Below are 26415 nucleotides of genomic sequence, written 5' to 3'. Positions count from 1 at the left end.
ATAACCGGGTGATGGGAGAACAGCTGATGGCATGGTCAAAGACGACCGGGCTGCGCATGGCCGGCTTGGCGTGCGTGACACTACTGGCCGCCTCGTGCGGCAGTGACAGCGGTGGTTCCGGATCTGGCGGCACGAGCGCCGCCGCAGCTCCAGCACTCGAAGGACGTGGCGACATCACGCTCGTCACCGGCAAGGACACCTCCAACAACATGCAGCGGCTGACCGACGAATGGAACGCCGCGCACCCGAACGAAAAGGTGCGGATCGTCGAGCTGCCGGAGTCCGCGGACGCCCAGCGCCAGCAGTTGGTGCAGAACGCGCAGGTCAAATCGGACGCGTACGCCATCTTGAACCTCGACGTGGTGTGGACCGCGGAGTTCGCGGCCAACCGGTGGGTCGTGGAGCTGCCGCGTGACCAGTTCGACCTGAACAACTTCCTCAAGCCTGCCCTGGACACCGGGGAATACCGCGGCAAGCTGTACGCGGTCCCGGTCTACTCCGATGCCGGATTGCTGTTCTACCGCAAGGACTTGCTGGACAAGGTCGGCCTGCAGGCACCGAAGACGTGGGACGAGCTGACCGCCGCGTGCCAGAAGGTCAAGGCGTTGCCCGAAGGCGCGAACCTGGGCTGCTACACCGGGCAGTTCGAGAAGTACGAGGGCCTGACGGTCAACTTCGACGAGGCGGTGAACACCGCGGGCGGCCAGATCGTCGACGAGTCCGGCAAGCCCACTGTGGACAGCCCGCAGGCCAAGGCGGGTCTGGACAAGCTGGTCGACGGCTTCAAGAACGGCACGTTCCCGCCGAAGGCGATCACGTTCAAGGAAGAGGACGGCCGGCGCTCGTTCCAGGCCGGTGAGCTGATCTTCATGCGGCAATGGCCGTACCAGTGGGCGCTGGCCAACAAGACCGACGGTTCGTCGCAGGTCGCGGGCAAGTTCGACGTGGCTCCGCTGCCCGGCGTCGGCGCTGGTCCCGGTGCCGCCAGCCTTGGCGGGCACAACTTCGCGATCTCGGCGTTCGCCAAGAACAAGGCCACCGCGCTGGACTTCATCAAGTACTTCACCACTGACGCGGCCGAGCGGTCGAACCTGCTGGCCACTTCGCAGGCGCCGACCCGCACCAACCTGTACGACGACCCTGAGCTGGTCAAGCAGTTCCCGTACCTGCCGACGCTCAAGCAGGCCATCCAGAGCGCCAAGCCGCGCCCGAAGGCCGTGCGGTACGGCGACGTCACCACCGCGATCCAGGAAGCGGCGTACGCGGCGATCACCGGTGCCAAGGACAGCGCCACGGCGTTGAAGGAGCTGCAGGCCAAGCTGCAGGAACTGCTCAAGTGACAACGCTGAGCCGGCGACGCGGCAGGGCGGCGGGCGAAGCCGGACGGCTCGCCGCCCTGCTGCTGTCCCCCACTTTCATCGTGCTGGGCCTGGTCGTGGGCTATCCGCTCGTGGCGGCGCTGCGGGAGTCGCTCTACCAGACCGGGCAGACGGTCGACGCGGACGGCTTCGTCGTCCAGGGTGAGCAGTTCGTCGGCGTGGACAACTACACCGCGATCTTCACCGGGGACGCGGCCGGGCGGTTCTGGAACGCCTTCGGCAACACCACGTTCTTCACCGTCGTGACGGTGGCGATAGAGGTGATCATCGGTGTCGCGATGGCGCTGGTGATGCATCAGGCGTTGCGCTGGCGTGGCATGGTCCGGGCCAGCATCCTTGTGCCGTGGGCGATTCCCACCGCGGTGTCAGCGATCCTGTGGAAGTGGATCTTCCAGGCCGACGGCGTGGCGAACGCGATCATCGGCAGCCAGATCCTGTGGACCACCGAGGGATGGCACGCCAGGTTCGCGGTGATGATCGCGGAAACGTGGAAAACCGCGCCGTTCATCGGGTTGCTCGTGCTCGCCGGGCTGCAGATCATCCCCAAGGACATCTACGAGGCCGCCAGGGTCGACGGCGTCGGTCCGGTGCGGCAGTTCTTGTCCATCACGCTCCCCCTTGTCCGACCGGTTCTCGTGGTCGCGGTGTTGTTCCGCGTACTGGATTCGTTGCGGATGTTCGACTTGCCGTTCGTGCTGATCGGCAACCGCAAGGAATCCGTGGAGACACTGACGATGCTGGCGTGGGACGAGGCCACCAACCTCAGATTCGGGCCCGCTGCGGCATATGCCGTGGTGTTGTTCCTCTATGTGGCCATTGCCGCGCTGGTGTTCGTGAAGCTGCTCGGCGCGGACGTCATCGGCGAGGCACGGGAACGCACCGGGAAACAACCACGCAAAGCCGATCCGTTGGTACAGCCGGGGGTGGTGCACGCATGAACACCCGCGTTGTGCTGCGATACGCCGGTCTCACGGCGATCCTGCTGTACTGCCTCGCGCCGTTCTACTGGATGCTCGTTTCAGCGTTCCGGCGGCCGACGGACCAGTTCTCGTTGTCCCCCATCCCGGATCCCGTCTCGGTCACCAACTTCACCGCGGTGTTCGGGGTGGACGTCGGGTTCGGCCGGGCGCTGATCAACAGCGTGGTGGTGGCTGGGATCGCCACGGTCCTGACGTTGCTCATCGGCCTGTCCGCGGCGTACACCTTGGCGCGGTTGCGGTTCCGGTTCAAGAACGCGGTCGCCGCGATGATCATCGCGACCTCCATGTTCCCCGGGATCTCACTGGTCGTGCCGTTGCTGAAGCTGTTCACCGACATCAACTGGATCAACACCTACCAGTCGATGATCGTGCCGAGCATGTCGTTCGCGCTGCCGCTGGCGGTGTGGAACCTCAACGCGTTCTTCCGGCAGATGCCCGGGGAACTCGAGGAAGCCGCGATGATCGACGGATGTACGAGGCTGCAGGCGTTCCGCAAGATCATCCTGCCGCTGGCCGCCCCCGGCGTGTTCACCACCGCGATCATCACGTTCATCACGGCGTGGAACGAGTTCATCATCGCGTTGTCGATGGTGAACGACAAGAACATGCAGACCGCGACGGTCGCCATCTCCCGGTTCACCGGCGCGTACGGCTTTGATCAGCCGTTCGGCACGCAGATGGCGGCAGGTGTGATCGTCACCGTCCCCTTGGTCATCCTCGTTCTGGTGTTCCAGCGGCGGATCATCGCCGGGCTCACCGCGGGAGGCGTCAAGTGAAAACCTTGGTGGTAACGGCTCTTGTGGCCGCACTCTTACCGGTCTCGGTCGCCGAGGCGGCGCCTGCGGGTGAGTTGTCGGAGACCGCACGGCTCAGTGATCGACGGGCTTTGGTGTCCGGCGACCGAGCGTTCACCATGGGCGATGAGACCGGGCTGTATCCGGCCACCGGCTGGCACGTCCGCGGCGAGATGGGTGGTTTCTGGGCGCCACCCGTGAAGCTTCTCGACGGTGTGTGGTTCGCCGCTGACGGATCATGGTTCGGCAGGGACATTCCCGCTACCCGTTATGTCAGAGGCCAGGGATATCAACGGTTCGAGTACCGCGGTGGCGGGATTTCGGCGGAACGCGTGGAGTTCGTGCCGTCCGGGAGCCGCGCGACCGTGATCGGGTTGACGTTGCGGGCTGATCGCCACCGTGACGTCCGCCTGGCGATGGATGCTCATTCCGAGCTGATGCCCGCGTATCCGTGGGGCTGGACGACTCCGAACGCGGGTGTCAACGCGCCCGACACCGGGTCGGTCAGTGATGGGGCGTTGGTGTTCCAGGACCCTGTCGGCGCGGCAGCGGTCGGGGCAAGCGCCCGGCCGGTCGAGCAAGCGCTCGGCCCGCATCATCGAGGGCCGCAGGACCCGGCTGTCGTCTGCCCGGCCGACGGTCCGGCGCCCCCGCGCTGCGACGATTCCGCGTTCGGCAAGGGAACCGGCGGCCGGTTGGAGTACTCGGTCCGGCTTGGGGCCGGCCGTCCGACCACGGTCTGGTTCGCTGTCGCGGGCGGTGACACGGGCGCCCAAGCCCGGGGTCTGTTGAACGACGTGCTGCGCGACCCGGCCGATGCTCTGCGCCAGACCGTGTCAGCGCGACGGGCGGCCGCCTCGTCCACTGTGGTCGATCTGCCCGGTGACCGGCTGCTGCAGCAGAGCATCGAGTGGAGCAAGCAGAACCTCCTGGATTCCGTGCAAGAGGCTCGTAACGCGCAGATCCGGGACGTCAACGAGGGCAAGGACTATCCGTCACCGGCCGGGACCGTGCCCAAGATGCGCTGGCTGGCCGCTGGATTCCCGGACTATCCCTGGCTTTTCGCCACGGATGGCGAATACACCGCTTACGGGGCCGTTGCCGCGGGTCAATTCGACATCGTCCGGGACCACCTGCGGGCACTGCGTGATGTCAGTGACATGCTGAACAATCGCAGCGGCAAAGTCGTCCACGAAGTGGTGTCCACCGGGGACGTCTACTTCGGAAGCAACAAGTCGGCCGGCAACACCGACGAGACGGCGAAGTTCCCGAGTACAGTCGCATTGGTCTGGCGATGGACCGGCGACAACAGGTTCCGCGACGAGATGTACGACTTCGCTGTGCGCAACCTGCGCTACATCACCGGAACACTGGACAAGGACGGCGACGGGTGGCCGGAAGGCCTCGGCAACGTCGAACGCCAGGGCATGGGCGAGGAGAAGCTCGACAGCACGGTGTACCTGATTCGTGGGCTGCGAGATCTCGCCGACATGGCTGCCAGCAAGCATGACAGTACTGTCGCCCAGTGGGCCACGGCCAAGGCGGACGACCTGCAGCGGCGGTTCGAAGCACAGTGGTGGGTCGAGCAAGGCGTGGGTTACGCGGAGTCAATCGACGACCCGGCAAATCCGGCCAACGACAACACGCCGGTCTTCCAACGGCACTGGACTGGCATCACGCCGATGGAGGCCGGCCCGCTGGCTTCGGCCGACAAAGGCCGCCGGGCACTCGTGCAACGTGAGCGCGACTGCTACAACGGCGAATTCGGGACCTACCACACGGGCACTGGACCCACCAGCGCTCCGGCAGGCAACCCCGGGCCTTCGTGTGATCCTGTTGTGTCCACTGTGGCGAGTGAACGTGCCACGTACTCGTTGAACACCGCGGTCATGGCGGTGGCCGAAGGGAACTTCGGCCGCCTGGGTGCACAGCGGCGATACACGACCGGGAACGCGCGGATCCAACTCGATCCGAGCGTGTGGGAGACGCCGGGCGCGATGCCGGAGGTCGCGCCGTCACCCGATTTCAAGGCCAACATCGATCGGCCGTTCTACGACCGGTCGATGAACCTGCAGGCGTGGGGCACGTACGGCACGCTGTGGCCGGTCGTGCACCAGCAGCTCGGGATCGCGCCCGATCTCGGCAACGGCCGGCTCACCGTGGTCCCCCAGCTCCCGGACGGCCAGAACTCCATCAGCGGGCGGGAGATCCGCGTTGGACGAGGTTCAGTGGACGTCTCAGTGTCCCGTCATCGGAACGTGTACCGAACCGAGGTGCGGTCGCGTTCAATCGATGCGGCGTTGACTGTCGGGCTCGTCGTTCCTCAGGTTTCGGAGGTGCTGCTCGACGGCAAACCAGTCAGGTACCAACTGGTGACGACACCCCGTGGCACGGAAGTGCATGTGGCAGTGTCTGCCAAGGCGGCCCGGCTGGAGATCCGGACCAAGTAGCAGCGGTGGGGCCACTCCCCTCGGGCGTGGCCCCACCAGGTATCAGGCGGCCTTGAAGCTCTTGCCGTCGAAGTTGAAGTTGCGCAGCTCGGTCGCGGGGAACGTCCACGCGAAGCCCGAGCAGTCCCCGGTCTGGTAGAGCAGGATGTCCGTCGGCGTCTGGTTGGACAACGACCGGGCACCGAACGGGATCTGCGTGCAGCCCGCCGGGACCTCGGCATAGTTCTGGGACAGCCCAGTCAGCACACCGGACCAGAAGTTCAGCCCGGACGGCAGCTGCGAGGCGGCGGCCGGAGCCTGCAGTGCCGCGGTCATCGCCCCAGCGACAGCAAAGGTCGACGCGATCTTGATGGCGGTTCTCCGCAAAGGGATCTCCTCACTAGCAACTGACACGAAACGTCGGCGGCGCAACGACAACCATCTTTGTTGAACGATCAAATGTCAACGATCTTGCCGTTACAGCATCCGTTAGCAGCAACGCAATGGCACGATCTTGCCACGAACCCCGCATCGTTGAACCGTCCGCCGGACCGTCCTTTGTGGAGTATCCAGCGCCCTGAACGCGGTTCGACGAGTTTCGCCAAAGCCAGGCGGACCACGTTCGCACTTCGCACCGCCAGCGTGGCCACGAGCCAGAACGCACGTGCGGTCAGCAGCCGGTCACCAGTTGAACCCAGGCTCACGAGCAAACCTCGAGGCTCGCTCAACACCGGCCGCCTAGAGTCGGTGACCAGCGATCGTCAGGAGGACGCACAGTCATGTGCGCGACATTTCAGCGCGCCCCAAAAACTCCAAAGACCACCGACGGCGTTGCCAGTGACCTGCTGCTGTCGGCCAGCCGGTTTCTCACTCGGGAGGAGGTATCGGACGACCTGCGTGCGACGTTCCGGCAGGGCGGGCGTGACGCCGACGCGTTCTACCGCGACCATTGGAGCCACGACAAGGTCGTGCCGTCGACGCACGGGGTGAACTGCACTGGCTCGTGCCGGTGGAACGTCTACGTCAAGGACGGCATCATCACGTGGGAATCGCAGGACGTCGACTACCCCACCACCGGCCCTGACCGGCCGGAGTACGAGCCACGAGGCTGCCCGCGCGGCGCCTCCTTCTCGTGGTACTCCTACTCTCCCTTGCGAGTGAGATATCCGTACGCGCGGGGCGTCCTGGTCGAGATGTATCGCGAGGCGAAACGCGCACACGAGGACCCCGTGACCGCGTGGGCCTCCATTGTGGACGACCCGCTCAAGCGGCGTGTCTACCACCAGGCCAGAGGCAAGGGCGGGTTGGTCAGGGTGTCGTGGGACGAGGCAGTCGAGATGGTCGCCGCCGCCCATGTGCACACCCTCAAGGTCCATGGACCGGACCGGATCGCTGGGTTCTCACCGATTCCGGCCATGTCGATGGTGTCGCACGCGGTCGGCGCGCGGTTCATGGCGTTGATCGGCGCCCCGATGCTGTCCTTCTACGACTGGTACGCCGACCTGCCGCCCGCCTCCCCGCAGGTTTTCGGCGACCAGACCGACGTGCCGGAGTCCGCGGACTGGTGGGACGCGGCCTATCTGATGCTGTGGGGTTCCAACGTCCCGGTCACCAGGACGCCGGACGCGCACTTCATGACCGAGGCCCGTTACCGCGGCCAGAAGGTCGTCGTGTGTTCGCCGGACTACTCCGACGCCACCAAGTTCGCCGACGAGTGGCTGGCGCCGCATCCCGGAACGGACGGCGCGGTCGCCATGGCCATGGCCCATGTCGTGCTGCGGGAGTGTTTCGTCGACCGGCAGGTGCCGTTCTTCGCCAACTACACCAAGCAGTACACCGACCTGCCGTTCCTGGTCGTACTGGACGAACGCGACGGCAAGTTCGTGCCCGGCAAGTTCCTCACCGAAGCGGATCTGACCGGTACGAAGGACCGTGGCACGGAATGGAAGACCGTGCTGCTCGACGAGCTCAGCGGTGAGCCGGTGGTGCCCAACGGGTCGCTGGGCTTCCGCTGGGCCGACGACCCTGGCCGGTGGAACCTGGACCTCGGTGACGCCGAGCCCGCTCTGTCCGTCTACTCAGGACCTAACGGGACCGCCGCGGAGGTGCTGCTGCCGCGGTTCGACGGGATGGACGGCGCAGCCGAGGCGATGGTCCGTGGCGTGCCGGTTCGCCGAGTAGCCGGTCGAGCGGTCACCACCGTGTACGACCTGTTGCTCGCGCAGTACGGCGTGCACCGCGACGGCCTGCCCGGTGAGTGGCCTGCTGACTTCGGCGATCCGACGAAACCGGCAACGCCCGCGTGGCAGGAGCAGCTCACCGGCGTCCCGGCAGGCACGGTCACCCGGATCGCCCGCGAGTTCGCCGACACGGCCATCCGCTCCCAGGGCCGGTGCATGATCGTGATGGGTGCCGGGACCAACCACTGGTTCCACTCCGACCTGATCTACCGCTCATTCCTGACGTTGCTGCTGCTCACCGGATGTCAAGGCCGCAACGGCGGCGGCTGGGCGCACTACGTCGGCCAGGAGAAAGTCCGGCCGTTGACCGGATGGGCCACGTTGGCCGGAGCGCTCGACTGGGCGCGCCCGCCACGGCACATGATCGGCACTGCCTACTGGTACACGCACACCGGCCAGTGGCGTTACGACCGGCTGACCGCGGACACCCTGACCTGGCCTGGCGCGGCGGGCAAGCTCGCCGGGCGTACGGTCTCCGACTGCCTGACGCAGTCCACTCGACTGGGCTGGATGCCGTCCTATCCGACGTTCGACCGCAACCCGCTGGATCTGACCGACGAAGCCGAAGCCGCGGGCCTGGACCCAGCCGAGCATGTGCTTGCTCAGCTGAAGGCCGGTGAGCTGGGCTTCGCGTGCGAGGACCCGGACGCGCCGGAGAACTGGCCACGCGTACTGACGGTCTGGCGCGCCAACCTGCTTGGTTCGTCCGCCAAGGGCAACGAGTACTTCCTCCGGCACCTGCTGGGCACGGACTCCGCAGTCCGCGCGACCGAGGTCCCTGAGGACGAACGCCCGCTTTCGGTGCGATGGCGGGACGAAGCGCCGAAGGGCAAGCTGGATCTGTTACTGGCGCTGGACTTCCGGATGACGAGCACCACGCTTTTCGCCGACGTCACGCTGCCCGCCGCGACCTGGTACGAGAAGCACGACCTGTCGAGTACGGACATGCACCCGTTCGTGCACTCCTTCAACGCCGCGGTCGATCCGCCGTGGCAGGCACGCACCGACTTCGACGCGTTCCACGCCATCGCCAAGAAAGTAAGCGAGCTGGCGAAAGACCACCTCGGCACTCGCCGCGACCTCGTGGTCACCGCCCTGCAACACGACACGCCCGGCGAGGTCGCACAACCACGCGGTGTGGTCCAGGATTGGCGTGACCAGGACTGCGAACCCGTTCCAGGGCAGACATTCCCCGTCCTCACGGTGGTGGAACGGGACTACACCGCGATCGCCGCGAAGCTCGCCACGCTCGGACCGGTCCTTGACAAGCTCGGCACCACCACGAAGGGATGGACCGTCGAGGTCAGCCCGGAACTGGCCTGGCTTGCCGCGTCCAACGGCATCGCCAAAGGCGGTCCGGCCGCCGGTCGTCCGTTGCTGGACACCGATCGCAAGGCGGCCGACGCCGTGCTCGCGTTGTCCGGCACCACGAACGGACGTATCGCCGATGAGGGGTTCCGCGCATTAGAGGACCGCGTCGGGCGGCCACTGCGGCACCTCGTCAGCCACCGCCAGGCGCACCGGGTGACGTTCAACGACACGCGTTCCCGCCCCGCACCTGTCGTGACCAGCCCTGAGTGGTCGGGCGACGAGTCCGGCGGGCGCCGGTACGCACCGTTCACCATCAACGTCGAGCAACTCAAGCCGTGGCACACCCTGACCGGACGCCAGCACTTCTTCCTCGACCACGACTGGATCGCCGAGATCGGCGAGCAGCTGCCGGTCTACCGGCCGCCCCTGGACATTCACCGCTTGTTCGGCGAGCCCCGGATCGGGCCGAACGGGCCTGAGGTGACCGTCCGGTACATCACGCCGCACTCCAAGTGGTCCATCCACTCGGAGTTCCAGGACAACCTGCTGATGCTGACGTTGTCGCGCGGCGGGCCGACGTTCTGGATCAGCCCGGCCGACGCACAAGCCATTGGCGTGTCGGACAACGACTGGGTGGAAGCGGTCAACCGCAACGGCGTCGTGGTGGCCAGAGCCGTCGTGTCGCACCGGATGCCCACCGGCACAGTCTTCATGTACCACGCCCAGGAGCGGACCGTGAACGTGCCCAAGAGCGAGACCACGGGCAAGCGCGGCGGAATTCACAACTCGCTGACCCGACTGCAGATCAAACCCAGCCACCTGATCGGCGGCTACGGCCAGCTCAGCTTCGCTCTCAACTACTACGGCCCCACCGGCAACCAGCGTGACGAGGTCACAGTGCTGCGCCGCCGCAGCCAGGAGGTGAGCTACTGATGCGCGTCATGGCACAGCTGGCCATGGTGATGAACCTGGACAAGTGCATCGGCTGCCACACCTGCTCGGTCACGTGCAAACAGACGTGGACCAACCGGGGCGGCATGGAGTACGCCTGGTTCAACAACGTCGAAACCAAGCCGGGCCAAGGGTATCCACGCCGTTACGAGGACCAGGAACAGTGGCGCGGCGGCTGGGTCCGTGGCCGCAATGGACGGTTGAGACTGGCCGCGGGCGGCCGGGTGAAGCGGCTGCTGTCGATCTTCTCGAACCCGAACCTGCCGAAGCTCGAGGACTACTACGAGCCCTGGACGTACGACTACCGAACTCTCACCGACGCACCGCTGGGTGACGACACCCCGACTGCCCGGCCGGTGTCAGCGGTGACGGGAGCGCCCACGTCCGTCCAATGGGGACCGAACTGGGAGGACAGTCTCGGTGGCGCGCCGGAGCACGCGACCGCTGACCCGGTCGCGCAGGCGATGGCTGCCCGACTCGGGCAGGAGATCCGGCTCGAGTTCGAGCAGACGTTCATGTTCTACCTTCCCCGGATCTGCGAGCACTGTCTCAACCCGTCATGCGTGGCGTCCTGCCCGTCCGGTGCGATGTACAAACGGGCCGAGGACGGCATCGTGCTGGTCGACCAGGACGGCTGCCGCGGCTGGCGGATGTGCGTCAGCGGCTGCCCGTACAAGAAGGTCTACTTCAACCACAAGACCGGCAAGGCCGAGAAGTGCACGTTCTGCTATCCGAGGCTGGAGATCGGACAGCCGACGATCTGCGCCGAGACGTGCGTCGGACGGCTGCGCTACATCGGCGTCGTCCTCTACGACGCCGACGCCGTCGGTGCGGCCGCGAGCGTCGAGGACGAGACTGAGCTCTATCCGGCACAACTGAAGGTGTTCCTCGACCCGCACGAGCCGAAGGTGGTCGCCGCAGCGGAACAGGCCGGGATCCCGCATGACTGGATCACCGCGGCGCAGCGGTCCCCTGTGTACTCGCTGATCGTGGAACACCGGGTGGCGCTGCCGTTGCATCCGGAATACCGGACGATGCCGGTGGTGTGGTACATCCCGCCGCTGTCACCGGTCGTGGATGCGTTGTCCAGCACCGGGTTCGACGGTGAGGAAGCCGGAAACCTGTTCGGCGCCATCGACGCGTTGCGGATCCCGGTGGACTACCTCGCCGGCCTGTTCACGGCAGGCGACCCGCGACCCGTGCGGCTCGCGTTGCGCAGGCTGGCAGCGATGCGGTCCCACATGCGGTCCATCAACCTGGGCGAGCCGCCGGATCGCCAGGGGCCGGAGGGTGTCGGGATGACCGCGGATCAGATCGAGTCGATGTACCGGTTGCTGGCCGTGGCCAAGTACGAGGACCGGTACGTGATCCCGACCGCGGGTATCGGCCGGGCGCACGAGCTTGAGTCGATCGGGGCCACGTGCAGCCTGGACACCGACGGCGGGCCAGGAATGACCGGCAACACCGATTTGGTCACATGGCGGGCCGGTGAACGTCCACGAGGCCTGTTCCCCACCTTGACGCGGAAGGCAAAGAAGTGACGAACGCGACCAAGGTGCTGCACCAAGTCGCCGCACACTGCTTGCACTACCCGGACGTCGAGCTGTACCGGCGCATCACGTTGCTGCGCGATTGCCTGGCCGAGATCCCGCCGAAACTGGCCGACGGGATCACTCCCCTGCTGGATCACCTCTCAGCGACGTCCGAGGTGGACGCGGCACGGCACTATGTGGACGTCTTCGACACCAAACCGGGCCGCTGCCTGTACATGACCTGGTACACCGACGGCGACACCCGGCGCCGGGGCAGCTCGCTCGCCAGCCTGAAGGGCATTTACCGACAGCACGGCTTCCGACCGGCGGCGGGTGAACTCCCGGACTATCTGCCGATCCTGTTGGAGTTCGCCGCGCAGACCGGGCAGCCGGGGCAACACCTGCTCGCTCGCTTCCGCCGAGGCCTGGAGCTGTTGCACACCAATCTGTCCACGATGGACACATCGTACACTGCTGTGGTTGGCGCGGTGATCGCCACGGTGCCACAGGTCCCCGACGCGCTGGCGGCCGAGTCCCAGCGCACGGTTGAACAAGTCGGCCTCGAACCGGTGCTGCTTGGCTATCCGACCATCCTGGAACCGACCCGATGACAGACGTCCTGCTCTGGGCTGTGTTGCCCTACATCACCGTCGTCGTCCTGGTCGGCGGCACGATCTGGCGGTTCAAGTACGACAAGTTCGGCTGGACGACGCGCAGTTCCCAGTTGCACGAGGCCAAGTTGCTCAGTGTCGCCGGGCCGCTGTTCCACTTCGGACTGCTCTTCGTGATCGCCGGGCACGTCGTCGGCTTGCTCGTGCCGAAGTCCTTGACTCAGTGGCTTGGCGTGGACGACGAGATGTACCACGTGGCTTCGCTCGTGGCCGGAACTGCCTCGGGCCTCGCCACCGTGGTCGGCCTGGGCATCCTGATCTATCGGCGGGTCAAAGTCCCTGCCGTCCGCCGTGCGACGACGCGCAATGACAAGCTGACCTACACCGTGTTGGCCGCGACCATCCTTTTCGGAATGACCGCGACCGTGGTGATCAACGGAATGCAGGGCGGATATGACTACCGTGTCAGTATCGCGCCCTGGTTCCGCAGCGTGCTGACCCTGCAACCGGATCCGTCGCTGATCGCGGACACTCCGATGGTGTACCGGCTACACGCCTTGTTCGGCATGCTGTTGTTCGTGCTGTGGCCGTTCAGCAGGCTGGTACACGCGTTCAGCGCACCGGTGCGGTATCTCGTACGGCCATACATCGTCTACCGCAGCCGCAGCGGGGCGCGTCTGACCAGCCGCACCGCGCGTCGCGGGTGGGACCAGCCTTGACGGCCGGTCATCGCAACGCGGCGACCACGTGGTTCGCGGTGTCCGCGCTCGACTGCGGGTTCTGTCCCGTGATCAGGGTGCCGTCGACGACCACAGTGTCCGACCACGGCGCGCCGGTCTCCACGATCGCACCGAGCTCACGCAACCTGGTCTCGACGAAGTACGGCGTGTTCTCCCCCGTGCCACCGTTGAGCTCCTCGGCGTTGCTGAACACGGTGAGGCGCTTGCCGACGAACGCGAACTCGCCGTCGACCGCCGTGCTCAACAGTGCCGCCTGGCCGTGGCAGAGCGATCCGACGATCTTGCCCTGGTCGACTGCGGCGCGCAGCAGCCGGGCGACGTCCTTGTCCTTGGCGAGATCGGTCATCGGCCCGTGTCCGCCCGGGAAGTAGATGGCGTCGTAGTCGTCGATCGACACGTCACCGAGCACCAACGGCTTGGCGAGGACGTCGGCGATGCCGTCGAGGTACTCCACGAACGGCGCGACCATGCTGCCCTGGTCAGGGGTGGGTTGCACACCGCCTGGCGTGGCGATGTCGACGTCGACGCCTGCCTCGGTGAACACCTTGTGCGACGCGGCGACCTCCTCGGCCCAGAACCCGGTGGGGTGCACCGAGCCGTCCGCCATCACGAGCGAGTCCGCACCGGTCACGACCATCAGGACCCTTGCCATGTTTCTCTTCCTTTCCTCGGCTGGTGATCACGACAACGGCCATTCCATCAGAATTCATCCAGTACGCTGACCACAGCCATAAATATTCTTATAGGTGGAGCGTGCCGTGGCGAACCTCGACCTGCTGGTCACCTTTCTGGAGATCCACCGGAGCGGTTCGCTGACCGCGGCGGCGGCCAGGCGCGGGCTGACCCAGCCGGCGGTCAGCGGCCAGCTGGCCAAACTGGAGCAGGATCTCGGCACGCCGTTGTTCGTCCGTTCCGGCCGTGGCGTCGTCCCCACTGCCTACGCCGATGATCTCGCCGCTCGGGTCGGTCCGCATCTTGATCAGCTCGCCGTCGAGCTCAGCCCCGGCCCCGGGTACTCGGGAACGGTCCGGCTCGCCGGGCCAGCCGAGCTGATGGCGGCGCGGATCATGCCGACCGTCGCGCCATTGACCGCGCGTGGCCTGCGGCTTCAGGTCACCCTCGGCTTGGCCGAGGACCTGCTGGCGGCGCTGCACGACGACCAGCTGGACATCGTGGTGTCCGCGGTCCGCCCGAAACGCAAGGGACTGGTCACGACCACGTTCGTGGACGAGGAGTTCATCCTGGTCGGACCGCCGCCGCTGGCCCGCACGATCAATGTGGACAGACTCGCCGACGATCCGGTGAAGGCGCTGGCGCATCTGCCTTTGGTCGCGTACGACGAGAACCTGCCGATCATCCGGCGCTACTGGAGATCGGAGTTCGGCCGCAGACCGCCCAACGCCACGTCGATCACGGTCCCGGACCTGCGTGCGGTGCTGGCGGCCGTGATCGCGGGCGCTGGGGTGTCGGTCTTGCCGCGTTACATCGCCGAACCGGCGCTCACCGCGGGCTCGGTCGAGATCCTGCACCAGGCCCAGGTCCAGCCCCTGAACACGGCCTTCCTGGTCACACGGCCGGGCGGCTTGGCCAATCGGTCAATCGCGGTGGTGCACGACCAGCTCAAGACGCGGGCGGGGACGTGGGGCACGCTGTGAGCCCCAGCTGATCCATCAGGAACGTCAGGATCTCCGCACGCATCTCGGCACCGATCGCCGGGTCGAGGCTGCCGTGACCGACGTCCTGCCAGATCCGCAGGAGTACCGGGTTGTCACTGGCCGTGGCGTGTCGCAGTGCGGCGGTGAACTTCCGGCCTTGGAACGGCGGACAGCCGATGTCGTGCTCGCCGATCACCTGCAACACAGCCGGATACGACACTCCCGGTTGGACATTGTGGTATGGCGAGTAACTGGCGAGGACTTTGGCGTCCTCGTTGGGGTCACCGTAGTCCTTGGCGTACACGGCAAGAATCGCGTCAGCGCCCTCCACACCGGATAGTGGTTCCAGCACATCGAGTACGGGCACCTGCGCGACGATCGCGCGCCACAGTTCAGGTTGTTGTACGGCTGCGACGCCCGCCAGGAGGCCACCGTTGGACGCTCCATGGAAGGCGAGCGAGCTCGCGATGCCTCGCTTCGTCAGGTCTTCGGCCACTGCGCGCAGGTCGTCGAAGACGTTCTGTTTGTGCTGCCGCCGGCCGGATTCGTACCAGTCGCGGCCGTATTCGCTGCCACCCCGCAGGTTCGCCCGTACGTAGATCCCGCCGGCCTCGATGAACGGCAGCGTGTCACCCAGGAAAACCGGCAGCCAGGGGATGTTGAACCCGCCGTACGCGTTCACCAAGGTCGGCCGCGGAGTCTCGACATCGGACTTGGCCATGACGAAGTACGGGACCTGTGTTCCGTCGGCCGAGGTAGCGAAGTACTGGGTGACCTCGATGTCCTCCAGTTGCCGGCCGTCTTCGAGGACAGTCAGGCCGACCTTGCCGACGTCCAGCCTGTATCGGGTGTCGGCCGACGTGAAAGTGTTGGCGGCGAAGATGAACTCGTCCGACCGTGGCCGCACCCGGTCCAGGACGAGTCCGAACGAGGCACTTGCCCTCGGCAGTGGAGCCGTACCGACGAACGTGCCGTCGAGTTCGTGCACGCTGACGTCCAACGAGACGTCCTTCAGGGCGGACAGGACGATTCGGCCGTCCACAATGTCCAGCGAACGCAACACCCGCTCGCCAGCGGGAATGATCTCGCGCCACGTCTCGCGATCCACTGATGTCGCCGCGGGGATGGCAACAACGCGGCCGCGCGGCGTGTCGGTCACGATCGCAAGGTACGTGTCGTCGTCCAGCCAAGCACCGTGGAGTTCCTCCGTGAAGTCGGCCGGTGTGAACCGTCGCCATTGGCCGGTCGTGAGATCGCCGATCACTGAAGCCACATACTCATGCGGCACGGTCACCCCAAGCACGTACCGACCCTCCGGCGACACCTGCGGCGTCAACCCGAGCGCGGTCGGCGACACGTCGCTGAACTCGAACACAGCCTCCGGCCGATCCACCGCATCCGGTGTCACCGGGACAAAGCGGAGCGCATGCTTACCCTCCTGCGTGCGGCCGTGCACAAAGAAGCCTGTGCTGTCCGGCAGCCAGTCGACGCGGAGCATATTGCCCTGCATGGTCGGAACGGCCACATCAAGCAAGCGCCCAGTGTCCACATCCACCACGCCGTACTGCCCAAACGGTTCACCACCCGCCGCGTGACTGAACGCCACGAGCTTGCCGTCAGGCGAAGGAATCACGTAGATGAACGTGGTAGGCCGGTCATCACCGCGCCGCGCAGTCATCTCGGCGGCGTTGAGGAGCACGCGCCCGGCACCATCCCGCTCCTCGGCGACCATGAGCGCCTGTGCCGAGCCGTTGCGCCCTAACCAGAACCAGCGGCCCGCGACAGCGATCCGCACACTGAGGACACCTTCGACACTGGAGGGCGTGGCACGCAACGACTCCAGCACGGCGTCGAAGTTCGGCGATTCCCGGATCGCCTGGACAGCAGCGGCCACTTGGCGCTCTTGCCACTGCCTGACCTCGTCGGTCTCGGCCCGCAGCCAGTCGTACGGGTCCTCGAAGGTCACGCCGCCAATCGTCTTGCTGACCGGTCGCCTCGGAGCCACGTCACTCCCTATTTGAGATGTTAGCATCATTTACATGATGACATCATCTCAAATATGGATGCAAGCACTCTTCACCCCGGCGCGATGGGCGTCAGTGTTGGGCGACCAACGTCTTCCGGTGCTCCTGCGGGCTGACGCCACGGACCCGTTTGAACGCGGCACTGAGCGCGAAACTGCTGCCGTAGCCGACTTTCCTGGCGACCGACCCCACAGTGGCGTCGGGTTCCTGCAGCAGGTCAGCAGCCAGGGCGAGGCGCCAGTCGGTCAGGAACGCCATCGGTGACTCGCCGACGAGATCGGTGAACCGGCGGGCGAGCGTGGCACGGGAAACGCCGGTCGCGTCCGCGAGACTGGCCACGGTCCATTGGTGCGCAGGGTCGTTGTAGATCATCCGCAGTGCCGCGCCCACCACAGGATCGCCGTGCGCCCGGTACCAGGAAGGCGTTTCGGCGTCCGCACGCGCGAACCAGGCTCGCAGAACGGTGATGAGCAACAAGTCCAGCAAGCGGTCAAGGACAACCGACTGCCCCGGCTCGTCCTTGACGATCTCGTCGGCCAGCACCGGGACGATCGGTGAATCCCATGTGCCCGCGGGCACGATCACCATGGGCGGCAAGGCATCCAGCAGACGGCGGCTGACTTCGCCGGACATGTGATACGTCCCGATCAGCATCATCGTGCTGCCGTCCAGGCTGTCGCCCCAGGTCCGTACGCCCAGCCCCAGTTTTTCCGCGAGCGGTTCGCCCCACAGCGTCGTGCAGTGATCTCCCGGCTGGATCACGACTTTCGGCGGCGTGGCCGGATCATCGGCGAGGATGTACGGCGCCGGACCTCGCGCGATCACGACGTCACCCACGTTCACGCGCATCGGCTCGGCGTCCTCCGGCATCAGCCATCCACCGCCGCGCGTCATGGTGACCAGCGCGAGCGTCGCCTCGTCCTTGACGTGGATGCTCCACGGCGGATCGAGCACGACCTTCAACAGGAACGCGCCACGGGCGCGCGGACCGTCCAGAAGATTGGCGAGAGCGTCCACACCCCCACCTTAGACGCATGCTTATGGAAACGAGCTTCTCAACCATGGTTCGTCTCACGACGATCCCGTGTACTGGAGTCATGACACCGAAACCAATCCTGATCCTCGGCGGCACCGGCAAGACCGGTGGCCGCGTCGCCAGCCGTCTGACCGCCAAGTCCGTGCCGGTCCGGATCGGCTCCCGGTCGGCCGAAGTGCCGTTCACCTGGGAGGACGAGACCACCTGGGCACCGGTCCTGCGCGGCGTCAAGGCCGCCTACATCGCCTACTACCCGGACATCGGCGCGCCAGGCGCCTCGACCACGATCGCCTCGTTCGCGCAGCTCGCCGTGTCGATGGGGGTCAGCAGGCTCGTGCTGCTGTCCGGCCGTGGTGAGGAGGAAGCCGAACGCAGTGAACTGGAGCTGCGCAAGTCCGGTGCGGAGTGGACCATTCTGCGGTGCAGCTGGTTCAACCAGAACTTCAGCGAGAGCTTCATGCTGGGCCCGGTGCTCGGCGGCGAGGTCATGCTGCCGGCGAGTGACATCCCCGAGCCGTTCGTGGATGTCGAGGACGTCGCCGATGTCGCGGTTGCCGCGCTGACCGAGCCGGGTCACGTGGGCAAACTCTACGAACTGACCGGGCCGACCGCGTTGACCTTCGCCGAGGCCATCGGAGAGATCGCCGCCGCGTCCGGCCGCGACATCCGCTACCAGCAGATCTCGGTGCAGGACTTCGCGGCCGGCCTCGCCACCGAGATCGACGAGCAGGACTACGTCGAGTTCCTGACCTACTTGTTCGCCGAAGTCCTGGACGGGCGCAACGCGAATCCGGCCGACGGCGTGTTCCAAGCCCTCGGCCGGCAACCGCGTTCCTTCCGTGACTACGCCAAAACCGCGGCGGCCACTGGGGTGTGGACGGTTAACGCGTGAAGTCCGCGATCGCCTCGGCGAACGCGTCCGGCTGCTCGATGTGTCCGAAGTGGCCACTGTCGGCCAAAGCCACCAATGTGGACTGCGGGATGCGGTCGTGCAGCTCGCGTGCCCATCGCGGACCGCAGATGAAGTCGTACAGTCCGACGATCACCAAGGCGGGGACCGAAAGCAGGCCGAGCGCGGCCCGGTCGTCGATCACCTCAGGTTCGAGGTTGGCGTCCGAACCGGAAATGTAGTTGCCGCGAACGCCCGCGCGCATCTTGGAAAACTCGGCCTCGCTGGCCCAGTAATCCTTGAAATACGCCGGAAGCAGCGTACGGATGACCTGCGTCGTCGTCTCGTCGTTGTCGATCGTCGGCACCGTCTGCCACGCTTTCACGATCTCCGGCAGCTCCGGGTTGTCCTTGTGCCTGGCCATGAACTCGTCGAACTTGCGCTGGGCCTCGGCGAAAAGCTCCTGTCCGGTGACCGGCGAGCTGTCGTAGAGGATCACGCCGTTCAGCCGAGAGGGGCGGGTCAGCGCATAGTGCTGGGCCACGAAGCCACCATGCGAGTGGCCCAGCAAGTACGCCTTGGCCTCACCGAGGTCATCGAGCACGGCATCGATCGACCTTGCATACCGTTCCCGCGTGTAGCCGTGCGGGTGCTTCGGCAACTGGTCGGCGCCCGGCGTGCCGACCGGTTCGATGTACACGGCGGTCACGTGCTGCTCGACTTCCGGCATCCGCATGTAGTCCCACGCGATGCCAGGGCCGCCCGAGTGCATCAAGCACACCGGGCCCTGGCCGTGAACGTGGTAGCGCTGGCTGACGCCGTCGATCTGAATGGTGTGGGTAGTCATGCCCACAAGATGCGGAGTTCGCCGCCGAGTTCGATTTCTACGATGTGACCGTCGTCACGGCGGGGTGGATCAGCCGGATCGTGCGTGGCCTGCCGTCTTGCAAGCTCATCAGCCAGACGACGCCCGGCGGGCAGTGGAAGGGATCGTCCGGCGGGTTGATCATGTCCATTTCCCAGATGGTGACGTCCTTGCTGGCCACCGTGTGCCGCATGCGCTGGCGGACGCCGTCCGCGAGATCACCGTCCATACCGCGGAGGACGAGGTCCACGCCACCGCGCAGCGATCCGGAGATCAGCTCGATGTGCGGCGACCACCCGGCGACGACCTCCGGGAACCTGCCTTGTTCGGCCGCTTCGAGGGTTTCGATGCCTTCCCTGCGCCGCTTGGCGGTCAGTTTCGCCGCGTCGTCGTGTGCCTTCTCAGCCGTCCCGCGCAGGGCGTCGGCCAGTTTCGACCTAGCCTGGTTGAGCCGGCTGCGCACGGTCCCAACCGGCACCTCACAGGCGGCGGCGATCTGGTCGTAGGACGTGACTTCGGTGAAATGCCTGAGCATCAAGGGAAGCCGGAGTTTCGGGGACAACTCCCCCATTGCGTGCCAGATCCAGTCCCGCAACGCGTGCTGTTCGATCGCCCTGTCTGGTTCGGCCTCACCGGCGAGCAGCTCCGCGCCGTCGAACGGCACTTCCGGGACGCGCCTCAGGCGCATCCGGCATTCGTTCCGCACAATCATCTTCAGCCATGGACCGACGGCCGCCGGATCCCTCAGATCACCGATGCGGCCCAATGCGATCAAAGCCGCGTCCTGGACGACATCGTCCACGTCCGGGCCGTAGCCGAGAATGCTCAACGCGACCGCTCGCATACCCGCCTCATGCCTGGCAAGCAGGAGCCCTAGAGCTTCGACGGTGCCGTGTTTCGCACTCAGCACAAGCTCCACATCGGACGGTGTCACCACTACACGATAACGCCACATCAGGCATAGCTGATGGCCAGAACTAGCCGGGTCCGGACGCGTACCACCCGGGTACGCGTCCGGATTTCCGTCACCACCAACCGCTGCAGCGGTTGGCGAGCCGGTCGCAGAGCCGGAAAGCGATCTTCTTCACGTCCTGGTAGCTGCCGGAGAACGACGAGTTCTTCACAACCCCGTCCTCGGACCGCTGCAGGTACGTCTGCGACGGGAGCGTCGACGGACCATCGGTCCACCACTTGCCGTCGTAGTCATTGCCGTCCCAGTTCCATGACTTGCACAACGGCAGCGTTCCGCCTGCGGGCCCACTCAGGCTGCCGCACTGCTGCGCGGCCGCAGCCGGCGTCGCGGCCAGGATCCCCGCACTGGCAACAGCCGCGACAACAACGCCGATCTTCGTCCCAAACGACACAATTCCCCCAACGGGATCTCGGTGACCTGCCAGCGCGGGACGCTATCCACAAAGGATCAAGAGACCGTACAAATATGACCGTGACCGGCGAAAGCCCGCAAATGCCCCACCACTGGCGTTCATCTTGTGTTCATGTTCGCGTCATCTAATAAGTCCAGGCGCGACACAACGAGAGGACCTGGGCAGCATGGACACCACCACGCACTCCGTCGAAGCGATCGCAGGCCAGACCGGCACGCACCTTGACCAAGTGGAAGACCGCCTGATCACCCACTATCAGAACACGCTCCCGCCGGACGACGTACGCCAGGCCATGCGCGACGAGGCACACCGTTTCGACGACGCCTCGGTCAGATCGTTCGTACCGATCCTCGTCGAACGCGCGGTCCGCGCCCGACTCGATCGTCCCGCTTAGCACCTGTTTGTGGCGGTTCGGGGCTCGTCCTCGAACCGCCATTGATGGGGGCGTTGGCGAAATCAGACCATCACGCCCGAGCCGCTACCCGTTCAAGCTCCAGCGCTGGTTCGGCCCGCCGTGACACGAAAACTGCTGCGCCACGCCGTGATCGCCCATCGCACCGGCTCGGATGTCCAAGCACTTGCCGCTATTTCTTGCCACGATGCCACTGGGCCAGATGCTCCACTGCTGGTTCGGTCCCTCATGGCACGCGAACTGCTGCACGACCACACCGTCGGCCTTGCTCCCCGACGGGATGTCCAGGCACTTGCCGGTGGACACCGACTTGATCCGGTAGTAGCCGTCACTCGTCTGCTGCAACAGCCATCGCTGGTTGGGCGCCCCATGACAGGTGTATTGCTGGAGTTTCACCTGATCGGCGGGATCCGCGAAGGGGATGTCGAGGCACTTCCCGCTGTGCTGCACTTTCAGCACGTACTCCGCCGGACTCGACGAACACCGCGTACCCAGGTCCACGACAGTGATCCGGGTCGCCGGATCGATCGCGCTCACCACCACGGCGTGATCCTGCAAGTTGGGTGAGACTTCCGCTTGCCCCGATATGCACACCTTGAGCACTTCGCTCTCGACATCCAGCGAATACCTGCTCTGCACGAGTTCATTGCCCACGTAATGGTTGATCGCCAGCATGGTCATCGACGACGACCCCACGAGTGACTTCTTGGCCGCCACCTCGAACGTGAAAGTGCCCAGCGGAGTCACGATCTGCCTGGACTGCGAAACCGCGATCTCCCCGTTGCTGTTGATCGAGAACTCCACGGGCAGCCCGACAGGCTGAACCCCGACCGTGCCCTCCGTACAACCAGCAAGGACGGACACGGCAACCACACCCCGAACCACCCACAACCGACTCATGCAATGCCTGTCGCACAGCTGTCCGTCGGCGTTGCCCGCATACCGCACTCGCTGCCAGCATTCATTCGAACGGCTGAAGATCCCCATTCCGGGAGACAGGGAGCGGCTTTCGGGAGACCTCCCCGCGGCCATGGCGTCAAATCGGGGTCGCGGACGTCACTGTGCGATCGGAGGTCCCCGAGTGAACATCGGCACGCTGCTTGCCGCGGCCACTACCGAGGTCGTCGTGATGAGCAGCTTCTCGCAAGGCAGATCCGACCCGATCAGTACCGCCCGGCTGGCGAACCACGTCCGGCCTGGCGTGCGATATCGGGTCCTCGTGCCCGACACGGCCAGAGTCACCCCTGTTTTGGGCGCGCTGTCACTTTCCGCTGCTGTGGTGCGGACCGTGCCGCACGTGCCGTCCGACGCGTTGGTGGTCGACGGTCGAACCGCGATGGTTCCCGCCGAGCACGAGAGGCTGGCGGTGTTCCGTCTGCCCGCGGTCGTCACTACGACGCTTGAGTTGTTCGAGCAGATCTGGCCGCGTGCGGTCCCGTTGTTCGATTCAGACCTGCCGGAGTCTTCCGAACTGACCACGCGGCAGCGTGAAGTCCTGGCTCTGCTGTGGGAAGGCCACACCGACGAGTCGGCCGCCACACGGCTTCAGGTCTCGGTCCGCACGGTCCGCCGGACCGTCGCCGAGATCATGGCGCGGCTCGGCGCGCGCAGCCGGTTCCAGGCTGGCGCCAAGGCCGCCGACCGCGGCTGGTTCAACTATCCACAGTGGAGCATGTCGGAGTTTTCACCTGCTGTTGGTTGATGTTGGCCGTCCGATCCACTTAGGTGTCACCTACGCGGCGCATGCTTGTGGTGGCTTCGAGAGGTGAGCGCCGTGGATCTCACCAGACGTGTCAGCTTGTACCGCTTGCGCCCGGGCGAAGACCTGTACGCGATGCGCTCGGACCGCGCGATCCATGACGACCACGAGTTCATCACCCTTCGAGTCGTTGTCGGCGGTCTGCCCGCGCTGTTGGTCGCGGGCCTGCCCGAGGACGATCCGGCCGAGTGGGGCGGCATGGTCCGCAGCCTCACCAGTGTGGACATCGACTTCCGCACCAGAACCGCATCCGCCGCGCTGTTCATCCGCTGCGGTACCGAGGTGTACGCCGTGACGTTCGGCCAAGGATGGCGGCTGATCCGGGAAAGCCGGATCGACCGTGACTTCGGGCTGCAGTTCGCGGTCCGTGTCCTGGACCCCGACGAGATCCGGCAGATCACCCGGTGGGCGTTGAGCGCGAAGTCCCGTGTGGACCGCAGTTCGGTTCCCGGCGGCCAAGGACTGTGGGCGTTCGGCCTGCGCGAGCACGCCGAACTCGTCCGGCAACTGACCGGGTACGTCCGTGCCGAAGTGCCAGTTGAGCTGTCACACGTGCGCAAGATGCGTAACCGCAACAACTTCCGGCTACGCCTGGAGTTCGGCGACGGTGTCCGGATGCCGTTGAGCAGTGACGGCGAGGGAATGGCCGCCGATCTGGCCGAGATCACCCGAGTCCTGCGTGACAACACCGTCGATCCGCGTCTGCAACCGCTGACGTGGGTCCGGCGCATCTCCTCGCGCGACGACCGCCGCGCGGCCCTCGAGCGAGCCGTTCTCGACCTGCTGTCCGGCGTCGGCGACGGCGAAGTGGGCATCGCGTATCCGGCGCGGTATCACGAAGGACCTCCTGTCGATCATTTCCGCGGACGGATCAACGGAACCGAGATCGACACTCCCGATCTGACGCTGGCCGACCTCACCCGGCCGTTGCTGGACCCGTTGTCCACCGGACGGTTGGACGCATTGCGGACCGGGCGGATCGCCGGTTACGACGAGCAAGGACAGACCGTCGGCGGTGACCTCCCAGCGCTGCATTGGATCGCCGCCGAGGTCGAACACGAGGAAACACGCTGCGTGTTGCTCGACGGCGACTGGTACGAATTGGGCGACGAATATATCCGGCATGTCCAAGCCGTGACCAAACGGGCATTCGCGCACACCCCGAATTGGGAGCTGCCCGCGTGGGACGACACCCGTATGCCGAATGAGGACACCTACAACCGGCATGTCGCTCGCACGGACCCAAGATTTCTTTTGCTGGACAAGAACCTGGTGTTCACCAGAGCTCATCGGCGTGGTTTCGAGGCATGCGATCTGCTGGGCCCCGGCAACGAGTTGGTGCATGTCAAACGCACCAGCTCGCGGACGGGCTCGTCCCCGCTGAGCCATTTGTTCGCCCAGGGAGTCGTCGCCGCCGAAACACTGACCGACCCGCGAGCCTGGCAGGACTTCACGACGCTTGTCGCCAACCGGTCGCCGGAAAGAGCGGCCCGGCTCGGGCATCGGCCGTCGGCAATCGTGTACGCGATTCACCGGTCGGATCGGCTGCTGACTCCGGATACTTTGTTCACGTTCGCACGGTCGGCCCTGGTGTCCGCGTGGGTGACGCTGACAACATATGGAATCCCCGTGTACGTCTACGTTATCCCCTGATGGCGACGAGAATAAATCTGCCAATTCCCCCGTATGGCGTAGCACCGTGGCAAGATTACGCCACCAGTGTCACGGGGACGCCCGGCGATTTCATGGGGTGAAGGCGGCACAGTCTGAAGACCCGGGGAAATCGGCCGCCCGGGTCGAATCGGTGAACGGGCACCATTCGCGATACACCGGGTGAATGTCTAGGCTGGCCACGACCGCTCCCGTTTCCCGACACCGTGAGGGCAGCATGGAGGCACTACCGGCGTTCTCCCACGATGACCCCCTCACCCGCCGGGATCTGGAGTCGATCACCGATGAACGTCATCGTTACGAACTAGTCGACGGAACTCTGATCATGAGCCCGTCACCGCGTCCGTTGCACCAGCGAGCGGTCGCTCGCGTGTTGGCGGCGTTGGCGAAAGTGTGCCCAGCGGGCTGCGAGGCGCTGCCCGCACCCGTGGACGTGTGGATCACCGACGACACCGTGCTGATCCCGGACGTCGTGGTCGGCCGACGAGAGGCGTTCACCGAACGTGCCCTGATCGGCGCCCCGGAACTGGTGGTCGAGGTGATGTCGCCGTCGAGCGAGCACATCGACCGTTTCCTCAAACCGGCCCGGCTGGCCACAGCGGGCTGCCCGTACTACTGGCTGATCGACCCCCGCGAGCCCAGCATCTCCTGCTATGCCTTGCGCAACGGCGGTTACACGCTCGCCGCCGAGGCGCGCGGCACGGATCCGATCCACCTCACCGAGCCGTACACGGTGACGTTGGTACCCGAAGACCTGGTGACGCCCTACTGAAATCATGGCTGGATCTGTTCGCCCCGGCACGAGGAGAAGGTTCAACCAATACACTTCTGTGAATGCCTGATCGGGTGATCGCCGGGCGGTATCGGCTCGTGCACCGTCTCGGCGCCGGTGGAATGGGTGAGGTCTGGCTCGCCAACGACGACGAGTTAGGTCGCCAGGTGGCCGTGAAGCGGTCGCACAACGGCGACAACGGGCAGATCCGCCGCGAAGCCCGCATTGGCGCGGGATTGCAGCACCCGAACGTGATCGCCGTGTTCGACGTGGTCATGGACGGTGACGACCGCTGGCTGGTGATGGAGCACATGCCGTCCCGCAGTCTTGCCGAGATCCTTGCCACGCAGGGAGTTCTGCCGCCCGCCCGGGTGGCCAGGATCGGCGCTCAACTCGCCGACGCGCTGGCTGCCATGCACGCCCGCGACATGATCTCAAGCCAGGCAACGTCTTGGTCGCCGAGGACGATACGGCGAAGCTGACCGATCTGGGCATCGCGCGATGGTCCGAAGTGACCTTGACCGGCGACAGCTTCGCCGCGGGCACGCCGGGTTACCTGGCGCCGGAAGTCGCCGACGGCCACGAGGCCGGCGCCGCGTCGGACGTGTTCTCCTTGGGCGCCACGCTTTTCGCTGCGATCGAGGGCGTGTCGCCGTGGAGTGGTGACGCCGGGCCGTACGTCCAATTGCGACGCGCCGCGAAGTTCGAGCTCAGACCCGCGCGCAAAGCCGGAAGGCTGGCGCCGGTGCTCGCTCATGCGCCGCAACCCGGAGGACCGGCCGACGGCGGCCGAGACCAAGCAACTCCTGGCCGGTGACCCAGTAAAACCGAAGCGGCCGAAGCGCATGAGCCGCCGCGCACGCGCGATCACAGCGGCTGGTACCGCCCTCGTGCTCGTCGGCGGGGTGATCTTCGCGATGTGACAAGGAGATCGCCCTGCTGTACGACCGGGAGCAGGTACCGTTCGACCACCGTGACGG

Annotated in this window: 22 protein-coding genes and 1 pseudogene; 15 read left to right on the top strand and 8 right to left on the bottom strand. The window is 65.8% G+C overall.

Annotated features, from left to right (window positions below):
* Positions 1 to 26: 26 nt before the first annotated feature.
* The 4 genes from B9C43_RS06985 to B9C43_RS06970 are packed head-to-tail and all read left to right on the top strand — an operon-like array spanning position 27 to position 5603.
* Positions 27 to 1340, top strand: coding sequence for an ABC transporter substrate-binding protein (locus B9C43_RS06985; protein ID WP_143446163.1), 1314 nt, complete (start codon positions 27 to 29; stop codon positions 1338 to 1340).
* The gene (locus tag B9C43_RS06980; protein ID WP_235038466.1) at positions 1337 to 2317 is read left to right on the top strand and encodes a carbohydrate ABC transporter permease; all 981 of its coding nucleotides are present in this window, start codon (positions 1337 to 1339) and stop codon (positions 2315 to 2317) included. The genes B9C43_RS06985 and B9C43_RS06980 overlap by 4 nt, the downstream gene beginning before the upstream one ends.
* Positions 2314 to 3135 (top strand): carbohydrate ABC transporter permease, encoded by an 822-nt coding sequence (locus B9C43_RS06975; protein WP_033392126.1) that lies wholly within the window; start codon positions 2314 to 2316, stop codon positions 3133 to 3135. The genes B9C43_RS06980 and B9C43_RS06975 overlap by 4 nt, the downstream gene beginning before the upstream one ends.
* Positions 3132 to 5603 carry a glucosidase family protein gene (locus tag B9C43_RS06970; RefSeq protein WP_200825441.1) on the top strand — a complete coding sequence of 824 codons (2472 nt, stop codon included), beginning with the start codon at positions 3132 to 3134 and terminating at the stop codon, positions 5601 to 5603. The genes B9C43_RS06975 and B9C43_RS06970 overlap by 4 nt, the downstream gene beginning before the upstream one ends.
* A 42-nt stretch (positions 5604 to 5645) precedes the next feature.
* Here B9C43_RS06970 and B9C43_RS06965 read toward each other — a convergent pair whose 3' ends face one another.
* Positions 5646 to 5969 carry a hypothetical protein gene (locus B9C43_RS06965; protein WP_084425149.1) on the bottom strand — a complete coding sequence of 108 codons (324 nt, stop codon included), beginning with the start codon at positions 5967 to 5969 and terminating at the stop codon, positions 5646 to 5648.
* A 392-nt stretch (positions 5970 to 6361) separates the two neighbouring features.
* Here B9C43_RS06965 and B9C43_RS06960 point away from each other — a divergent pair, with 392 nt between their 5' ends.
* From B9C43_RS06960 to narI, 4 genes are read left to right on the top strand one after another with little or no spacing between them, the layout of a single operon-like run.
* Positions 6362 to 10066: a nitrate reductase subunit alpha gene (locus B9C43_RS06960; protein ID WP_084425148.1), complete on the top strand. Its 3705-nt coding sequence runs from the start codon at positions 6362 to 6364 to the stop codon at positions 10064 to 10066.
* A complete protein-coding gene (narH, locus tag B9C43_RS06955; protein ID WP_084425147.1) occupies positions 10066 to 11625 on the top strand; it encodes a nitrate reductase subunit beta in 1560 nt (519 codons plus the stop codon). The genes B9C43_RS06960 and narH overlap by 1 nt, the downstream gene beginning before the upstream one ends.
* Positions 11622 to 12227, top strand: a complete 606-nt coding sequence (gene narJ / locus B9C43_RS06950; RefSeq protein WP_084425146.1) for a nitrate reductase molybdenum cofactor assembly chaperone — start codon at positions 11622 to 11624, stop codon at positions 12225 to 12227. The genes narH and narJ overlap by 4 nt, the downstream gene beginning before the upstream one ends.
* Positions 12224 to 12946: a respiratory nitrate reductase subunit gamma gene (gene narI, locus B9C43_RS06945; protein ID WP_084425145.1), complete on the top strand. Its 723-nt coding sequence runs from the start codon at positions 12224 to 12226 to the stop codon at positions 12944 to 12946. Before narJ ends, narI begins: the two co-directional genes overlap by 4 nt.
* 7 nt (positions 12947 to 12953) lie before the next feature.
* Here narI and B9C43_RS06940 read toward each other — a convergent pair whose 3' ends face one another.
* The gene (locus B9C43_RS06940; RefSeq protein WP_084425144.1) at positions 12954 to 13619 is read right to left on the bottom strand and encodes a type 1 glutamine amidotransferase domain-containing protein; all 666 of its coding nucleotides are present in this window, start codon (positions 13617 to 13619) and stop codon (positions 12954 to 12956) included.
* A gap of 94 nt (positions 13620 to 13713) precedes the next feature.
* Between B9C43_RS06940 and B9C43_RS06935 the strand changes: the two genes are divergently transcribed.
* Positions 13714 to 14622 carry a LysR family transcriptional regulator gene (locus B9C43_RS06935; RefSeq protein ID WP_235038465.1) on the top strand — a complete coding sequence of 303 codons (909 nt, stop codon included), beginning with the start codon at positions 13714 to 13716 and terminating at the stop codon, positions 14620 to 14622.
* On the opposite strand, the gene B9C43_RS06930 is transcribed toward B9C43_RS06935, so the two are convergent.
* Together B9C43_RS06930 and B9C43_RS06925 are read right to left on the bottom strand one after the other, a co-directional pair.
* Entirely contained in the window at positions 14588 to 16627 is a 2040-nt protein-coding gene (locus B9C43_RS06930; RefSeq protein ID WP_160096383.1) for a prolyl oligopeptidase family serine peptidase, read from the bottom strand. The genes B9C43_RS06935 and B9C43_RS06930 overlap by 35 nt on opposite strands.
* 91 nt (positions 16628 to 16718) lie before the next feature.
* Positions 16719 to 17663 (bottom strand): AraC family transcriptional regulator, encoded by a 945-nt coding sequence (locus B9C43_RS06925; protein ID WP_084425141.1) that lies wholly within the window; start codon positions 17661 to 17663, stop codon positions 16719 to 16721.
* A gap of 80 nt (positions 17664 to 17743) precedes the next feature.
* Between B9C43_RS06925 and B9C43_RS06920 the strand changes: the two genes are divergently transcribed.
* On the top strand, positions 17744 to 18574 hold the full coding sequence (locus B9C43_RS06920; RefSeq protein WP_200825440.1) for an NAD(P)H-binding protein: 831 nt from the start codon (positions 17744 to 17746) through the stop codon (positions 18572 to 18574).
* On the opposite strand, the gene B9C43_RS06915 is transcribed toward B9C43_RS06920, so the two are convergent.
* The 3 genes from B9C43_RS06915 to B9C43_RS06905 form a co-directional block, all read right to left on the bottom strand.
* Entirely contained in the window at positions 18564 to 19418 is an 855-nt protein-coding gene (locus tag B9C43_RS06915) for an alpha/beta fold hydrolase (protein WP_143446162.1), read from the bottom strand. The two genes, B9C43_RS06920 and B9C43_RS06915, sit on opposite strands and share 11 nt — an antisense overlap.
* A 37-nt stretch (positions 19419 to 19455) precedes the next feature.
* Entirely contained in the window at positions 19456 to 20370 is a 915-nt protein-coding gene (locus tag B9C43_RS06910; RefSeq protein ID WP_235038464.1) for an RNA polymerase sigma factor, read from the bottom strand.
* A gap of 91 nt (positions 20371 to 20461) precedes the next feature.
* Positions 20462 to 20800, bottom strand: coding sequence for a hypothetical protein (locus tag B9C43_RS06905; RefSeq protein ID WP_051894787.1), 339 nt, complete (start codon positions 20798 to 20800; stop codon positions 20462 to 20464).
* Positions 20801 to 20987: 187 nt separating this feature from the next.
* Here B9C43_RS06905 and B9C43_RS06900 point away from each other — a divergent pair, with 187 nt between their 5' ends.
* Positions 20988 to 21215: a three-helix bundle dimerization domain-containing protein gene (locus tag B9C43_RS06900; protein WP_084425138.1), complete on the top strand. Its 228-nt coding sequence runs from the start codon at positions 20988 to 20990 to the stop codon at positions 21213 to 21215.
* Positions 21216 to 21299: 84 nt separating this feature from the next.
* Here B9C43_RS06900 and B9C43_RS06895 read toward each other — a convergent pair whose 3' ends face one another.
* On the bottom strand, positions 21300 to 22097 hold the full coding sequence (locus B9C43_RS06895; RefSeq protein WP_160096381.1) for an RICIN domain-containing protein: 798 nt from the start codon (positions 22095 to 22097) through the stop codon (positions 21300 to 21302).
* Between the two features lie 217 nt (positions 22098 to 22314).
* On the opposite strand from B9C43_RS06895, the gene B9C43_RS06890 reads away from it, so the two are divergent.
* From B9C43_RS06890 to B9C43_RS06875, 4 genes and pseudogenes are all read left to right on the top strand, one after another.
* Entirely contained in the window at positions 22315 to 22935 is a 621-nt protein-coding gene (locus B9C43_RS06890) for a helix-turn-helix transcriptional regulator (RefSeq protein WP_235038463.1), read from the top strand.
* Positions 22936 to 23007: 72 nt separating this feature from the next.
* Complete coding sequence (locus B9C43_RS06885; protein ID WP_084425135.1) at positions 23008 to 24645, top strand: DUF6119 family protein; 1638 nt, start codon at positions 23008 to 23010, stop codon at positions 24643 to 24645.
* A gap of 235 nt (positions 24646 to 24880) precedes the next feature.
* Positions 24881 to 25435 (top strand): Uma2 family endonuclease, encoded by a 555-nt coding sequence (locus tag B9C43_RS06880; RefSeq protein WP_037260922.1) that lies wholly within the window; start codon positions 24881 to 24883, stop codon positions 25433 to 25435.
* 62 nt (positions 25436 to 25497) lie between these two features.
* Positions 25498 to 26252, top strand: a pseudogene (locus B9C43_RS06875) (serine/threonine-protein kinase).
* Positions 26253 to 26415: the final 163 nt, after the last annotated feature.

Source organism: Kibdelosporangium aridum (genome assembly GCF_900176515.1).
Lineage (GTDB): Bacteria > Actinomycetota > Actinomycetes > Mycobacteriales > Pseudonocardiaceae > Kibdelosporangium > Kibdelosporangium aridum.
The sequence above is the reverse complement of the archived record's forward strand: the minus strand, read 5'-3'. Positions and strand labels throughout refer to the sequence as shown.

Bases quoted from the DNA above. Each gene is read 5' to 3' on its own strand.
- B9C43_RS06975 (WP_033392126.1), top strand. From the start codon at position 2,314: ATGAACACCCGCGTTGTGCTGCGATACGCCGGTCTCACGGCGATCCTG.
- B9C43_RS06940 (WP_084425144.1), bottom strand. From the start codon at position 13,619: ATGGCAAGGGTCCTGATGGTCGTGACCGGTGCGGACTCGCTCGTGATG.
- B9C43_RS06900 (WP_084425138.1), top strand. From the start codon at position 20,988: ATGGACACCACCACGCACTCCGTCGAAGCGATCGCAGGCCAGACCGGC.
- B9C43_RS06880 (WP_037260922.1), top strand. From the start codon at position 24,881: ATGGAGGCACTACCGGCGTTCTCCCACGATGACCCCCTCACCCGCCGG.
- B9C43_RS06985 (WP_143446163.1), top strand. From the start codon at position 27: ATGGCATGGTCAAAGACGACCGGGCTGCGCATGGCCGGCTTGGCGTGC.
- B9C43_RS06920 (WP_200825440.1), top strand. From the start codon at position 17,744: ATGACACCGAAACCAATCCTGATCCTCGGCGGCACCGGCAAGACCGGT.
- narI (WP_084425145.1), top strand. From the start codon at position 12,224: ATGACAGACGTCCTGCTCTGGGCTGTGTTGCCCTACATCACCGTCGTC.
- B9C43_RS06960 (WP_084425148.1), top strand. From the start codon at position 6,362: ATGTGCGCGACATTTCAGCGCGCCCCAAAAACTCCAAAGACCACCGAC.
- B9C43_RS06915 (WP_143446162.1), bottom strand. From the start codon at position 19,418: ATGACTACCCACACCATTCAGATCGACGGCGTCAGCCAGCGCTACCAC.
- narH (WP_084425147.1), top strand. From the start codon at position 10,066: ATGCGCGTCATGGCACAGCTGGCCATGGTGATGAACCTGGACAAGTGC.